This is a genomic window from Ruegeria sp. HKCCD7559 (assembly GCF_013110575.1).
Lineage (GTDB): Bacteria > Pseudomonadota > Alphaproteobacteria > Rhodobacterales > Rhodobacteraceae > Ruegeria.
The window spans coordinates 133,536-146,848 of sequence record NZ_WVQU01000007.1 but is presented as its reverse complement, the minus strand read 5'-3'; the positions used below and the strand labels follow the sequence as shown (position 1 = coordinate 146,848).

13 protein-coding genes are annotated in these 13,313 nt (G+C 60.7%); 6 read left to right on the top strand and 7 right to left on the bottom strand.

What is annotated here, in order from left to right; genetic code table 11:
* Window positions 1-77 precede the first annotated feature (77 nt).
* Window positions 78-794: an NYN domain-containing protein gene (locus tag GS605_RS16970; protein WP_371807775.1), complete on the top strand. Its 717-nt coding sequence runs from the start codon at window positions 78-80 to the stop codon at window positions 792-794.
* An 8-nt stretch (window positions 795-802) separates the two neighbouring features.
* On the opposite strand, the gene GS605_RS16965 is transcribed toward GS605_RS16970, so the two are convergent.
* From GS605_RS16965 to GS605_RS16955, 3 genes are all read right to left on the bottom strand, one after another.
* On the bottom strand, window positions 803-1,741 hold the full coding sequence (locus GS605_RS16965) for a DMT family transporter (protein ID WP_171724737.1): 939 nt from the start codon (window positions 1,739-1,741) through the stop codon (window positions 803-805).
* Window positions 1,742-1,876: 135 nt separating this feature from the next.
* Window positions 1,877-2,290 (bottom strand): group III truncated hemoglobin, encoded by a 414-nt coding sequence (locus tag GS605_RS16960; protein ID WP_171724736.1) that lies wholly within the window; start codon window positions 2,288-2,290, stop codon window positions 1,877-1,879.
* A gap of 48 nt (window positions 2,291-2,338) precedes the next feature.
* On the bottom strand, window positions 2,339-5,257 hold the full coding sequence (locus tag GS605_RS16955) for an error-prone DNA polymerase (RefSeq protein ID WP_171724735.1): 2,919 nt from the start codon (window positions 5,255-5,257) through the stop codon (window positions 2,339-2,341).
* A 110-nt stretch (window positions 5,258-5,367) separates the two neighbouring features.
* Here GS605_RS16955 and GS605_RS16950 point away from each other — a divergent pair, with 110 nt between their 5' ends.
* Complete coding sequence (locus tag GS605_RS16950; protein WP_171724734.1) at window positions 5,368-5,832, top strand: DUF1203 domain-containing protein; 465 nt, start codon at window positions 5,368-5,370, stop codon at window positions 5,830-5,832.
* Here the strand turns inward: GS605_RS16950 and GS605_RS16945 are convergent.
* Window positions 5,829-6,821 (bottom strand): ABC transporter ATP-binding protein, encoded by a 993-nt coding sequence (locus GS605_RS16945; protein ID WP_171724784.1) that lies wholly within the window; start codon window positions 6,819-6,821, stop codon window positions 5,829-5,831. The genes GS605_RS16950 and GS605_RS16945 overlap by 4 nt on opposite strands.
* Window positions 6,822-6,908: 87 nt before the next feature.
* Here GS605_RS16945 and GS605_RS16940 point away from each other — a divergent pair, with 87 nt between their 5' ends.
* The 3 genes from GS605_RS16940 to polA all read left to right on the top strand — a co-directional run bounded on the left by GS605_RS16940 (window position 6,909) and on the right by polA (window position 10,507).
* Window positions 6,909-7,085 (top strand): zinc-finger domain-containing protein, encoded by a 177-nt coding sequence (locus GS605_RS16940; protein ID WP_170346779.1) that lies wholly within the window; start codon window positions 6,909-6,911, stop codon window positions 7,083-7,085.
* An 82-nt stretch (window positions 7,086-7,167) separates the two neighbouring features.
* Window positions 7,168-7,638 (top strand): hypothetical protein, encoded by a 471-nt coding sequence (locus GS605_RS16935; RefSeq protein WP_171724733.1) that lies wholly within the window; start codon window positions 7,168-7,170, stop codon window positions 7,636-7,638.
* A gap of 70 nt (window positions 7,639-7,708) precedes the next feature.
* Entirely contained in the window at window positions 7,709-10,507 is a 2,799-nt protein-coding gene (gene polA / locus GS605_RS16930; protein ID WP_171724732.1) for a DNA polymerase I, read from the top strand.
* A 20-nt stretch (window positions 10,508-10,527) separates the two neighbouring features.
* On the opposite strand, the gene GS605_RS16925 is transcribed toward polA, so the two are convergent.
* Together GS605_RS16925 and GS605_RS16920 are read right to left on the bottom strand one after the other, a co-directional pair.
* Window positions 10,528-10,758: a DUF2798 domain-containing protein gene (locus tag GS605_RS16925; protein WP_171117031.1), complete on the bottom strand. Its 231-nt coding sequence runs from the start codon at window positions 10,756-10,758 to the stop codon at window positions 10,528-10,530.
* A 74-nt stretch (window positions 10,759-10,832) separates the two neighbouring features.
* Window positions 10,833-11,588, bottom strand: coding sequence for a hydroxypyruvate isomerase family protein (locus tag GS605_RS16920; protein WP_171724731.1), 756 nt, complete (start codon window positions 11,586-11,588; stop codon window positions 10,833-10,835).
* Between the two features lie 158 nt (window positions 11,589-11,746).
* Here GS605_RS16920 and GS605_RS16915 point away from each other — a divergent pair, with 158 nt between their 5' ends.
* Window positions 11,747-12,715 carry a DMT family transporter gene (locus GS605_RS16915; RefSeq protein ID WP_171724730.1) on the top strand — a complete coding sequence of 323 codons (969 nt, stop codon included), beginning with the start codon at window positions 11,747-11,749 and terminating at the stop codon, window positions 12,713-12,715.
* Here the strand turns inward: GS605_RS16915 and GS605_RS16910 are convergent.
* A complete protein-coding gene (locus GS605_RS16910; RefSeq protein ID WP_171233393.1) occupies window positions 12,698-13,273 on the bottom strand; it encodes a DUF1285 domain-containing protein in 576 nt (191 codons plus the stop codon). The genes GS605_RS16915 and GS605_RS16910 overlap by 18 nt on opposite strands.
* Window positions 13,274-13,313 lie beyond the last annotated feature (40 nt).

Genomic DNA, 13,313 nt, shown 5'->3' with positions numbered 1-13,313 from the left:
AGGGCGGGGTTTAACCCGCCCTTCTTGTTTCCTATCTTCAGAATATTGATAAATATTTGAATAGAGGGACTAAATTGATCACTGAAGCAACGGAGCGCCTGGCCGTTCTGATTGACGCCGAGAATGTACCGGCAAAGCATGTTGCCGAGATTTTCGAAGAAGTTGCCACACTGGGTGAGGCAAGCCTGCGCCGGATCTACGGAGATTTCTCGGGCGGCACGCCGCAGGGTTGGAGCGCCGAGAAGCTGGCGGAATACGCCATCGTACCGCACCAGCAATTCGCCAATACCACTGGCAAGAACGCCGGGGATATCGCCCTTGTGATTGATGCCATGGACATATTGCATTCCGGCCGGTTCGGTGGGTTTGTACTGGTGTCGTCAGACAGCGACTTCACCCGGCTTGCCAGCCGGATCCGCGAACAAGGGTTGAGCGTGTTCGGGATCGGCGAGGAAAAGACGCCCAACGCCTTCAAGAAAGCCTGTAACCGCTTCATTCTAATTGAGAACATCAAAAAGGAAGAGATGAATGGCGGCGAGAAGGTTAATGCAGTTCAGCCCAAAAAAGAGCTGAATCATGCTTTCCAGTTAATCCGGAATGTCGTGCTCAAGTCCGAGGAACCGGACGGATGGGCGGGCCTTGGCTTGGTAGGCAGCCAGCTCAGCATGAACTATCCGGATTTTGATACGCGAACCTATGGCTTCAAGCGCCTGAGCGACTTGGTGCGAGCCACCGGGAAATTCGAGGAAACAGGCGAAAACGGCGGCCTGAAGATCAGACTGAAAGATCAGTAGCAGCCGCCCTACGACCCAGGCCGCGCAGAGGCGCCGGTGTCGGAACGCGGCGAGCGGACGCGCAGAACCGGCTTGTTCGGCGACACATTGGCCCGGCTCTCGCGCCAGACAACGAACACACCGGACGCGATGATGATGCTGGCCCCGACTGCGACCCACATGTCGGGCGTTTCGCCAAAGAACATCATGCCGAATATCGTGGCCCAGATGATCTGGCTGTACTGGCTGGGCGCGATGACGCCGGCGGGCGCAGCGCGATAGGCCAGAATGATCAGGTGCTGGGCGATCACGGAAAACACGCCGACCAGCGCCATCATGGCCAGATGCAACAGGGACGGCGGCTGATAAACGGCCGGTTGGGCCAGGCTCATGACCACGATCGCCAGCAGCATTGGGTAGAGGATCAGCACGGCCGATCGTTCCTCGTTTCCGATCTTGCGCACCAGCACCGATGCAAAGGCGCTGCAGAATGCGGCCATCAGGGCGGCCAGATGGCCGAGCGTGATATCCGTTGCGCCGGGGCGCAGAACGATCAGCACCCCGATCAGACCCACGCCAACCGCAGCCCAGCGCTGGGCCCGGACGACTTCGCCCAGTATCGGAATCGACAGGACCGTGACGATCAGCGGGAAAGAAAACAGCAACGAATAGACCTCGGCCAGGGGCAGGACCGAAAAGGCATAGAACGCGCAGGACATGGCCGTGACCATCAGACCCGAGCGCAGCAACACCAACCAGGGGTGATGCGGCCGGAAGTTGCCCGTGGTCCGGTCCGTCAAGATCGTCACGGCCATCGGAACAAAGGAAAACAGCGTGGCAAAAAAGATGATCTGCATCACCGAGTAGGTCCCGCCCAGCACCTTGATCAGCGCGTCATGGGTGGCGAAGACCGCAAAGCCCGCGAATGCATAGCCAAGACCCCGGAGGGTGGTGTTCTGAGTGCTCATGGGTCGGCCTCGGGTGATGTGTCGATGTGAAGGGGCAGCGCAAAAGGGGCTGTCTTGTCTCTGACTAACCCTATTTCCTCGACCCGCATAGCCCCTAATTTACCGCTAACATCGCAAGGCAGCCATGACGTGGGCTCAACGCAGGATCGGTGGCGCGTTCTTGGGCTGGCGGGCCGATTGCACCCCGGCTTTCATCCCAACACCGATGCGGCGCGCCAGAACGACCCATGGGGTGGCGGCTTCCGGGGGCAGGGTCTGGGTGGCGACCTCTTCGAACAGGTCCAGCCAATGGGCGAACATCTCGGGCTTCACGTCCGGTCGTTCGATATGCACCCGCTGCGGGTTGCCGTCATAGCTGCGCTCGAACAGGATGGCGTTGCGCCAGAAGGATGCGATCTTTTCCTCATGCGCGGGCCAGTCGGTGACATGGTTGGCGAATACAGGGCCAAGTACCGCGTCCTGCCGCACACGGGCGTAAAAGGCGCGAACCTGTGCGTTGATCTGCTCGGGCGTCGCGGGAAAGCGCGGCGGAAGGGTTGGTCTGGTCATGGTGGCCTGTTTTCACCTCTGTTTTTTGGCAGATAGGCGGTTCCGGCGTTATGTGACAGAGGTGGTATTGTCGCGCTGCCCCGGCGTCAGCAGGTGCCGCAGCAGGGCCACGGGATGCGCCCGCAGGCTCAGGCGGGTGGCGACGTAATCCTCGACCACCTGTTCGCCCAGCGACATCCGGGGCAGATGGGCGGCGGGCTCGTCCAGCGCCTCGCCTTCCAGATCCTGCGCAAACAGGGGCAGAGGCTTGGCTGTGGCAATTGCCTTGGCCTGCCACAGCGCCTCGCGCCGGGTCAGGCTGCAGGCGGCAAAGGCATCGGCCTCGGCCAGCCGTTCGATCACCGACGGGCCCAGCCCCGCACGACGCCAGACATCATCGACCTGATGGTAGCCGTTGCCGCGCGCGGCGGTCAGCCAGCTGGCGTCTTCCTCGCTCAGGCCCTTGATCTGGCGAAAGCCCAGCCGCAGGGCCAGCCCGCCCTGACCGTCAGGCTCCATTACGTTGTCCCAGAAGCTGGCATTGATGCAGACCGGGCGCACCTGCACGCCATGCTCGCGCGCATCGCGCACGATTTGGGCGGGGGCGTAGAAGCCCATCGGCTGCGAATTCAGAAGCGCGCAGGCGAAAATCCCCGGGTGGTGGCACTTGATCCAGGCGCTGGCATAGACCAGCAGCGCAAAGCTGGCCGCGTGGCTTTCGGGGAAGCCGTAGGAGCCGAACCCCTCGATCTGCGAGAAACAGCGTTCGGCAAATTCGGCGTCATAGCCGTTGCGCTGCATCCCGCGCAGGAACAGGGTGCGGAATTCGCTGACACTGCCATGCTTCTTGAAGGTCGCCAGCGACCGTCGCAGCCGGTCGGCCTGTTCCGGGGTGAACCCCGCACCCACAATGGCGATCTGCATCGCCTGTTCCTGAAACAGCGGAACGCCCAGCGTCTTGCCCAAGACCTCGCCCAGTGCGTCCGAGGGGAAGCTGACCTCCTCCTCGCCGTTCCGGCGGCGGATATAGGGATGCACCATGTCGCCCTGAATGGGGCCAGGGCGGATGATGGCAACCTCGATCACCAGATCATAGAAATTGCGCGGCCGCATCCGGGGAAGGAAGTTCATCTGCGCGCGTGATTCCACCTGGAACACGCCCACCGAGTCTGCCTTGCACAGCATGTCATAGACCACCGGATCCTCGGGCGGCAGGGTGGCAAGGGTGTAGCTGGTCTGGTGATGCTGGCCGATCAGGTCGAAGGCCTTGCGGATGCAGGTCAGCATGCCAAGGCTGAGGACATCGACCTTGAGGATGCCAAGACTGTCGATATCGTCCTTGTCCCAGCAGATGACCGTGCGGCCCTCCATCGTGGCGTTTTCGATGGGGACAAGCTCATCCAGCCGACCCTCGGTGATGATGAATCCTCCCACGTGCTGAGAGAGGTGGCGGGGAAAGCCGTCGATCTCATGAACCAACATTAGAGTCTGTTTCAGGCGGCGGTCTTGGGGGTCGAGGCCGATCTCGCGCATCCGTTGTGCCTCGAGCCCCGAGGCCGAGAAAAACCCCCAAAGCTGTGAGGAAAGCGCCGAGATCGTATCTTCGGTCAGGCCCATGGCGCGGCCCACCTCTCGGATGGCGCGCTTGCCCCGATAGTGGACAACCGTGGCGCACAGCCCCGCGCGTTCGCGGCCATAGCGGTCATAGATGTGCTGGATCACCTCTTCGCGGCGTTCATGTTCGAAATCGACATCGATGTCGGGCGGCTCGTCCCGTGCCTCGGAGACGAAACGTTCAAACACCATGGTGCCCATCTCGGGGCTGACCTCGGTGATGCCAAGACAGAAACAGACGACAGAGTTTGCTGCCGAGCCGCGCCCCTGGCACAGGATACCGCGCGAGCGGGCGAAATGGACGATATCGCGGACGGTCAGGAAGTAGGGTTCGTATTTCAGCTTGCCGATCAGCGTCAGTTCATGCGCCAGCATCTTTTTGGCTTTCTCGGACGCCCCGGCGGGATAGCGCCATTTCAACCCTTCATGCGCCAGCCGATGCAGGCGCTGGGTCGGGGTTTCCTGCTCGCTGCCCTCGCTGGGGTATTCATAGCGCAGCTCGTCCAGCGAGAATGTGAGTTCTTGGCTGAGCGCATAAGCGCGGGCCACGGCGTCCTCAAAGCCCTTGAAAATGCGCAGCATCTCGGGTTCCGAGCGCAGGCGCTGTTCGCCATTGGCCAGCGCGTCGCGGCCCAGATCGTCCACCTTGCGGCGCAGGCGGATCGCGGTCAGCACATCACCCAGCTTGCGGCGCGACCCGTGATGCATCATCGGCGCGGCGCTGGCGATTGTGGGCAGGTTAAGATGATGAGATTCAGTCTCTAACAGATGAAAAAATGCGCTATCGGCGCCATCATACCGGGGGTGAATCAGCAGATGCATGCGACCGGAAAAGCGGCGCGTCAGCTGTTCCGCCTGTGTCCGCCATCCGCTCGCGCCGCCGGTTGGGCGGCCCGCCTGTGGCCAGAGCAGCAGGTGCAGACCGTCGGAAAATTCCAGCAGGTCGGACAGGTGCAGGATGCAGTCGCCCTTGGCCGCGCGCAGCCGTCCGGTGGACAGGAGGCGGCACAGGTTGGCCCAACCCTGCCGGTTGATGGGCAGGGCGGTGACGGGCGGGGCATCGGTAAAAATCAGCCGCGCCGCCGGGATCAGGCGCGGCACCGCATGCACCGGGAACGAGGGCGGTTTCGGGATGTGATCGGGGCAGGGCGGGCCGATGGGCGTGTTCTGCTCGTCCCACGCGCGGCGCTCACGGACCTTGCGGGCGATCTCGCGCGCCTGGGTATGGGCGCGGACGATGCCGGCCACCGAGTTGTCATCGGCGATGGCGATGGCGGGCAGGCCCAGGGTGACGGCGCGCTCCATGTACTCCTCGGGGTGCGAGGCCCCGGTGAGGAAGGTGAAGTTCGACGTGATCGACAGTTCGGCATACATGGCGATTCCACATTATATTCACGTTTTGTTCTTTTTCGAGTCCTTTGCGCAGGAAACGGGTCGCCTGAACCTGGCCAGGCGCGCATGGTTGCAGAAAAAGGAGACCTGATATGTTCAAGATCACCGCTCTGCCCACTGACGAAGTCCGCGCTCTTCAGGCAGGCCAGCCTGATGCATATGGCGCCGCGCCCGAGCGCGCCGTTTCGTCGGGGGCAGGCAACCCCTGTCGCCACTGCCTGAAGAACATTCCCGAAGGCGCAGAGATGCTGATATTGGCGCATCGCCCCTTTTTAGAGCCACATCCATACGCTGAAACAGGACCAATCTTTCTGTGCGCAACGCCTTGCGAGCGCTATGAAGGCGACGCCCTGCCCGAGATTTTGACCACTGCACCCGACTATTTGATCAAGGGGTATGGACCAGATGACCGGATCGTTTATGGCACCGGGGCAATCACGCCCAAGGATCAGATCAACGCAAAAGTCAGCGACATTTTTGCCCGCCCGGACGTGGCCTATATTCACGTCAGATCTGCACGGAACAACTGCTACCAAGCACGGATCGACCGGGCTTAAAGCTTGACCCGGTGCAGGCCCCGGCGCGGCTGGTCCTGATCGTCGGCCGGGGCATCGTCGGTGCGCGAGGAGGTCAGAGCCAGAAACACGTCCTCGAGATCGGCCTCTTCGGTGCGCACGTCGCGGATGCGGATGCCCGCCGCCCGGACGGATTCCAGAACCTGTTCGGCGCTGGTCCGGGCGCTGCGATATTGCACTATCAGGCTGCCGTCTTCACGTAAGCTGGCCTCGACGCCTTCGGTCACCGGCAGGTCGACCACCGGGGTGTCGGGAACAATGACCATGGTCCGGCTGTCCATTCGGCCCAGCAGGTTGGCGGTACTGTCCTGAGCGATCTTTTCACCGTGGTTGATGATGGCGATTTCGTCGCACATCTCCTGCGCTTCTTCCAGATAGTGGGTGGTCAGGATGATGGTCATGCCCTGCTGGTTCAGCTTGCGCACATTGGCCCACAGCATCTGGCGCAGTTCGATATCCACGCCTGCCGTGGGTTCGTCCAGCACCAGGATTTTCGGGTGGTGCACCAGCGCCTTGGCCAGCAGCAGCCGCCGCCGCATCCCGCCCGACAGCGTGCGGGCATAGGCCTCGGCCTTGTCGCTGAGGCCGACCAGTTCAAGGATTTCATCGCTGTGACGTTCGGATTTCGGAACGCCGTACAGGCCTGCCTGTACTTCCAAGGCGCCCCGCGGGGTGAAAAACGGGTCAAGGTTCAGCTCCTGCGGCATCACACCAATCGCGGCGCGGGATTGCCGCGGATTCTGATCCTGATCGAAACCCCAGATCGACACACGGCCCGAGGACTTCACCACCAACCCGGCCAGAATATTGATCAGGGTCGATTTCCCGGCGCCGTTCGGGCCCAGCAGCCCGAAAACCGAGCCCCTGGGAACAGTCAAATCAATGCCTTTCAGCGCGTGTTTCTCAGGCTGACCCTTGCCGCCACGATAGGTCTTGCGCAGACCTTCGATCCTGATTGCCGCATCGCTCATGTGGCTCTTGCCCCCGGATTGCTCATCGCTCATAAACGCACCTAATACATGCCCGCGAGGCCGACAACCGAAGAAGGATCGCCAGCCGTGACCATCGAAGCGCCGGAAACCAAGATCGTCGAAACCGCCCGTGTCGCCTGTGACGGCGGCGAAGGCGCATTGGGCCATCCGCGCGTCTGGCTGCAAATCCCCGAGGATACAGGCTGGGTCGAATGCCCGTATTGCGACTGCAAATATGTGCTGAAGGGCACCGAACAGGGCTGATTGCCTGACCAACCGGGTTTTGCCCAAATCTTGCCTCGGTTTTCATGTTAGTGCTTTGGCGCAACCAAAGCAGGGATACGTGATGACCGGAATTTCGGCCACTGACACAGTGAACCCGGTTTTCGGCTGGGCTGGGTTCTGCATCGCGTCTTTGGCGTTGTTTGCTGCGTTGTTCGTATTCTGGGCGGGGCCCTTTGCACCTCAGCAGACTGCGGGTGTGTCGCTGGGCGAACTGGCGGCCGAGATCGGCAAGTCGACCCTGAGGGCCGCCGCGGGGATGGAACAACCCGAGCCCGTTGCCCGCGCCCGCGACCTGGATGATTTCCTGCGGATCGGAGTCGCCATGCTTGGCGGGCTTGCAACCGTCATATCGGCCGTTGGCATCCTGCGTCACGAAAAGCGGCGCCCTGCCATCGCCGGAATGGTTATAGGTACGGGGGCAATCCTGTTCCAGTTCTTTGCGTTTGCATTTTTTGCCTTGCTGGGGGTGTTGGTGATCATGGCTTTGCTGAACAGTTTCTCTGACGTCTTCTCGGGATTGTTTGGCGGTTAGGCTGCGTTCTTGGCTGGTCACCCGCGCGACCCTGTGGCAGAACCATCCCTGACCGACAGGGAGCGCGCGCATGAGCAATTTCGGAAAAGGATGTCACCTGCATCTGATCGACGGATCGGCCTTTATTTTCAGGGCCTATCACGCGCTGCCTCCGCTAACCCGCAAGTCGGATGGTCTGCCGATTGGGGCGGTGTCCGGGTTCTGTAACATGCTTCAGAAATATGTCGAAGGAAACACCGGGCCGGATGCGCCAACCCATGTGGCGGTGATTTTCGACAAGGGGTCGCACACATTCCGGAATGATCTGTACGACCTGTACAAGGCCAACCGCGAAGCGATGCCCGAGGACCTGCGCCCGCAAATTCCGCTGACCCGTGAGGCGACAAAGGCGTTCAATATCGCCTGTAAGGAACTCGAAGGCTATGAGGCCGACGACATCATCGCCACCCTGACCGTGCAGGCGCGCGAGGCTGGGGGCCGCGTGACCATCGTAAGTTCCGACAAGGATCTGATGCAGTTGGTCGGTGACGGCGTCGAGATGCTGGATGCGATGAAGAACAAGCGCATCGACCGGGACGGGGTGATCGAGAAGTTTGGAGTTGCTCCTGAGCGCGTAGTGGATGTTCAGGCGCTGGCCGGGGATTCCGTTGACAATGTGCCGGGCGCTCCGGGAATCGGGGTCAAGACGGCCGCGCTGTTGATCAACGAATACGGTGATCTGGAAACACTGCTGGACCGGGCCGAGGAAATCAAACAGCCCAAGCGCCGGCAGACCCTGATCGAAAAGCGCGATCAGATCGAACTGTCAAAGAAACTGGTGCAACTGGACGAGAACACGCCGCTGGATTTCACGCTGGATGACCTTGAAGTGAAAGAGCCCGATGCAGAGACCCTGCTGGGTTTTCTGGCGGATATGGAGTTCCGCACACTGACCAAACGGATCGCCGACAAGCTGGGGGCCGAAGCACCGGCCATCGCCGACGCTCCGGCGCCTGCGGCCAAAGAAGTTGAGGCCGAGACGATCCCGTTTGACGCGGCAAAGTATGAATGTGTCCGTGATGCAGCGGCTTTGCAAAAGTGGATCGATCAGGCCCATGAACGAGGCTGGATCGCTGTTGATACTGAAACCACCGGTCTGAATGAAATGATCGCCGATCTGGTCGGAATTTCGCTGTGTGTCGAGGCCGGCGAAGCCTGTTACATCCCGCTGACCCACCGTGATGGTGCGGCGGATGATCTGTTCGGGTCGGACGCGCTGGCTGAAGGGCAAATGCCTTTGGATGAGGCGCTGACGCTGCTGAAGCCGGTGCTTGAGGACCCCTCGATCATCAAAATCGGGCAGAACATGAAATACGATGCCAAGATTTTCCGGCGTCACGGTATCGATGTGGCCCCGATCGATGATACGATGCTGATGTCCTATGCCATGCATGGCGGCGAGCATGGGCACGGCATGGATACACTCTCGGAACGGTATCTCAGCCACACGCCGATCCCGATAAAGCCGCTGCTGGGGTCAGGCAAATCTGCGATCACCTTCGACAAGGTGCCGATCGACGAGGCCACCGCCTATGCCGCCGAGGATGCGGATATAACGCTGCGCTTGTGGCAACTGTTCAAACCGCAGCTGCACCGGGTGCAGGTGACGACTGTTTACGAGACGCTCGAACGACCACTTGTGCCGGTTCTGGCCGAGATGGAGATGCATGGAATTAAGGTTGACCGCGACGTGCTGAGCCGTATGTCAAACGCCTTTGCCCAGAAAATGGCCGGTTTAGAGGCTGAAATCCACGAGTTGGCGGGTGAGAATTTCAATGTCGGCTCACCCGCGCAGTTGGGCGAGATCCTGTTCGACAAGATGGGCCTGGAAGGTGGCAAGAAGGGGAAGACCGGCAAGTACTCGACCGGGGCCGATATTTTGGAAGATCTGGCGACCGAGCATGAACTGCCGCGCAGGGTGCTGGATTGGCGCCAGTTGTCCAAGCTGAAATCGACCTATACCGACGCGCTTCAGACCCATATCAACCCCGACACGGGCCGGGTGCACACGTCTTATGCCATCACCGGGGCGAATACGGGGCGTTTGGCCTCGACCGACCCCAATTTGCAGAATATCCCCGTGCGCACCGAGGAGGGCCGCCGCATCCGCGAGGCCTTTGTCGCCGAGCCCGGCAATGTTCTGGTCAGCCTCGACTACAGCCAGATCGAGCTGCGCATCCTGGCGCATATCGCCGACATTCCGACCCTGAAACAGGCCTTTGCCGACGGGCTGGACATCCACGCCATGACCGCGTCGGAAATGTTCGACGTGCCGCTGGACGAGATGACGCCGGACATCCGCCGTCAGGCCAAGGCAATCAACTTTGGTGTGATCTATGGCATCTCGGGCTTCGGCCTGGCGCGCAACCTGCGCATACCGCGGGCCGAGGCACAGGGTTTCATCGACCGCTATTTCGAACGCTTTCCGGGCATTCGACAGTATATGGATGACACGGTGGCATTTGCCAAAGAGCACGGCTATGTCCAAACCCTGTTCGGGCGCAAGATCCACACGCCCGAGATCAACGCCAAGGGGCCGCATGCAGGATTCTCGCGCCGGGCGGCGATCAACGCGCCGATTCAGGGCACGGCGGCGGATGTGATCCGGCGCGCGATGGTGCGGATGCCGGGTGCGATCAACGGGCTGCCCGCCAGGATGTTGTTGCAGGTCCATGACGAATTGTTGTTCGAAGTCGCCGAGGATTCCGTGGATCCGCTGATCGATGTGGCGCGCGAGGTGATGGAGGGTGCCTCGGACCCGGCGGTGAAACTGGATGTGAAGCTGAGCGTTGATGCCGGCCAGGGTGCGAACTGGGCCGAGGCGCACTAGCGCCGGGTCAGCCCCCCAAGTCAGCCTTGTGGCCTGACCCACCCTTCGACCATACGTTTCACCGAAGGTCCCAGGACCAGGATCACCGTGAACGCGATGGGCCAGCAAAAGGCCCAGGACGCCATCCAGTCGCCCAGCGTTTCAGGATGGAACCCCACTGCCTTGACCGTAGCGATCCCGGTGACAATGCACGACATCAGCCCTGACATGATCAGTCCAAAGATGGCATGGGCAAAGCGGGCAGGGATCATATCGGTCATCCTTGAAAACGGCTTGCCCGATATGTGCGCCTTTCGGGCTGCTAATTCCAGCCCGATGAACGGCGTTAACGTCGCATCCAAGCCAAGGTCGCATCCGTTCGAGCGGTAGAAGGCGCGTATTCGGCGCTGACCCAACCGGTGTAACCAGCATCATCCATTGCCGCGAAAAGCTGCGTGAAATCCGTAGGCCCGCGCCCCGGTTCAGAACGTTCGGGGGCGGCCCCGATCTGGGCGTGGACAACGCTGGGGTGAAAACGCTCCCAGACGGCCAGCGCGTCGCCGTGGATCACATGTGCGTGAAAACTGTCATATTGCAGACCGACATTCGGGCGATCCACGCGGCCCAGTACCTCGGTCGCCAGATCATAGTCGTTCAAAAAATAGCCGGGTTGGGACATCGGATTGAGGGGTTCGATCGTAAATGTCTGCTGCGGTGCGAAATCGGCGGCCCACTGTAAGTTTTGCACGAAGCAGTCCAACGCATCCGTCCCGGCTGCGTATCCGGACATGATATGAATGAAGCCCGGCCGCAGCACCTGAGCGTAGCGCAGAACGCGGCGGATATCAGACTGAAACCGGGACGCACCGCCGGGGATGGCGGCATAACCCGGTGCGCCACCGGTATAATTCGGCGGAGGGGCGTTGATCAGAACCAGTTCGAGCCCGTTGGCCAGCAAGGCACGTTGGGTTTCCTTTGCCGCAAGTTCGTAGGGAAACAGGATCTCGACCGCCTGGAACCCGGCGTCTGCCGCTGCCTGAAACCGGTCCAGATACGGAAGCTCGGCAAAGAGCAAAGAGATATTCGCGGCGAATTTTGGCATAGGCGGCCCATGGATTTCAGGTGGCCCGACCTTATCCGCGCGTTGATTTCTGTGAAAGTGACAGAAAACGACAGTTTGTCGAAATTCGACCAGATCGACCCGATGAAATCGGAAACGCTTCCTGCATTGCGGCGAATCAATTTTCTGACGCCGTGCCAATGGAAGGTTTGAAAACGATGGCGATGAGCCCAGACCCCGTCCGCGGGAGCAGCCTTTCTGCGCCGACGGGACAGCATTCTGCCTTGTCCGGTAACGGGTTGGCCGTGGCTTCGATGCTGACATGGGCGGCCGGGTTTCCGGCGGCCGAGGTGCTGTTGCAAACATGGCCGCCCGTCGCCCTGTTGGCCGCGCGACTGGCGCTGGCCGTGTTGGTGATGGTGCCGGTCTGGGTGATTCTGGACGGGCCGCGCCGGGTTGTTTCAGCCCGCTGGGGTCATGCAATGACCGTCGGCGGCCTTGGAATCGGGTTGGGAATGTTCCTGTTGATCTTGGCGCAAAAGCTGACCGACCCGGTGACGGTGGCAATCATCGTCTCCTGCGCACCTTTGGTGGCCACATTGCTTGAATTGGCTGCTGGCACACGCCGGCTGAAGTGGAATTTTGCGCTGGGCGTTCTTGTGTCGATTGTCGGCGGATTGATCGCCACCAGCGCCTTGGCCCCGGCCCAGTTGGGTCTGGGCGCGGCCTGTGCGGTTGGATCAACGGTGCTGTTCTGCTGGGCCAGCATGGCAACCGCCCGTGATTTCGCCGAACTGAGCCAGACCGGGCGCACCACGATCACCTTCGTCGGAGGGCTGGCCATGGCATCGCTGCTGGTTTTCGGATCGGCGCAGTTTGGTCTGGACGTGATGCCTGCAACTGCGTTCGACACGCAGCAGGCGGGCATGCTGATGATCTATGCGCTTATCTCCATGGGTCTCAGCCAGGTATTATTCATCACCTCCGTCGGCAAGCTGGGCGTGGCGCTGGCCTCTTTTCACATCAATGTTGCCCCGTTCTACGTGATGCTGATCATGCTGATGCTGGGGGACGAGTGGAACTGGACCCGGGCACTTGGTGCGGGCATTGTTGCAATGGCTGTCGTGCTGGCACAGGATCGCGCGCCGCGGTCAGCTCAGGTCGGCTGAAGGGATCAGGCCAAAGAACTGCCCGCCTGACCAAACACCGAACCAGCCGTCATGGTGCGTTCCGATCTCGACGAGGCGGTAAAAGCTTTTGCGGTCTATCCGAGCTTCAAGGTTGTCGCGGATCAATATGTAGGGTGAGGGTTCATCTGTTTCAGGGTCGATTACAATTCGGATCGGATGATCAGCTCCGGCCAAGGCCCGGTCGCCAACATGGGTTGTGAAGGTCAAGGACTGGTCCTTTCCATCCCCGTCCCGGTCGAAATCCACAGCGACAAACGGCGCGTCTTCTACAGTGATTCCCACCTTCTCGACCGGGGTGACGAGGAAGTATTTGCCGTCTTCCTTCTTAAGAATTGAGGAAAAAAGCTTCACAAGCTCGAAACGGTTGATGGGTGAGCCTAAATAACTCCATGTGCCATCTTTTGCGATCTTGATGTCCAGATCGCCGCAAAACGGAGGATTCCAGAGGTGAACGGGCGGTAAACCGTTGGTTTTGGCCGCCTTGACCGATGCCGCCAGACCATCTGGCGACGGTTTCACAGGTTTTTGTCCGCTCATTGCTTTTGCCATTTCCTCTCAGCGCGATACACTTCAATCA

Excerpts from the sequence above, each read along its gene's own strand:
- GS605_RS16965 (WP_171724737.1), bottom strand. The coding sequence starts at position 1,741 with ATGAGCACTCAGAACACCACCCTCCGGGGTCTTGGCTATGCATTCGCG.
- GS605_RS16960 (WP_171724736.1), bottom strand. The coding sequence starts at position 2,290 with ATGACCAGACCAACCCTTCCGCCGCGCTTTCCCGCGACGCCCGAGCAG.
- GS605_RS16955 (WP_171724735.1), bottom strand. The coding sequence starts at position 5,257 with ATGTATGCCGAACTGTCGATCACGTCGAACTTCACCTTCCTCACCGGG.
- GS605_RS16950 (WP_171724734.1), top strand. The coding sequence starts at position 5,368 with ATGTTCAAGATCACCGCTCTGCCCACTGACGAAGTCCGCGCTCTTCAG.
- GS605_RS16945 (WP_171724784.1), bottom strand. The coding sequence starts at position 6,821 with ATGAGCGATGCGGCAATCAGGATCGAAGGTCTGCGCAAGACCTATCGT.
- GS605_RS16935 (WP_171724733.1), top strand. The coding sequence starts at position 7,168 with ATGACCGGAATTTCGGCCACTGACACAGTGAACCCGGTTTTCGGCTGG.
- polA (WP_171724732.1), top strand. The coding sequence starts at position 7,709 with ATGAGCAATTTCGGAAAAGGATGTCACCTGCATCTGATCGACGGATCG.
- GS605_RS16925 (WP_171117031.1), bottom strand. The coding sequence starts at position 10,758 with ATGATCCCTGCCCGCTTTGCCCATGCCATCTTTGGACTGATCATGTCA.
- GS605_RS16920 (WP_171724731.1), bottom strand. The coding sequence starts at position 11,588 with ATGCCAAAATTCGCCGCGAATATCTCTTTGCTCTTTGCCGAGCTTCCG.
- GS605_RS16915 (WP_171724730.1), top strand. The coding sequence starts at position 11,747 with ATGGAAGGTTTGAAAACGATGGCGATGAGCCCAGACCCCGTCCGCGGG.
- GS605_RS16910 (WP_171233393.1), bottom strand. The coding sequence starts at position 13,273 with ATGAGCGGACAAAAACCTGTGAAACCGTCGCCAGATGGTCTGGCGGCA.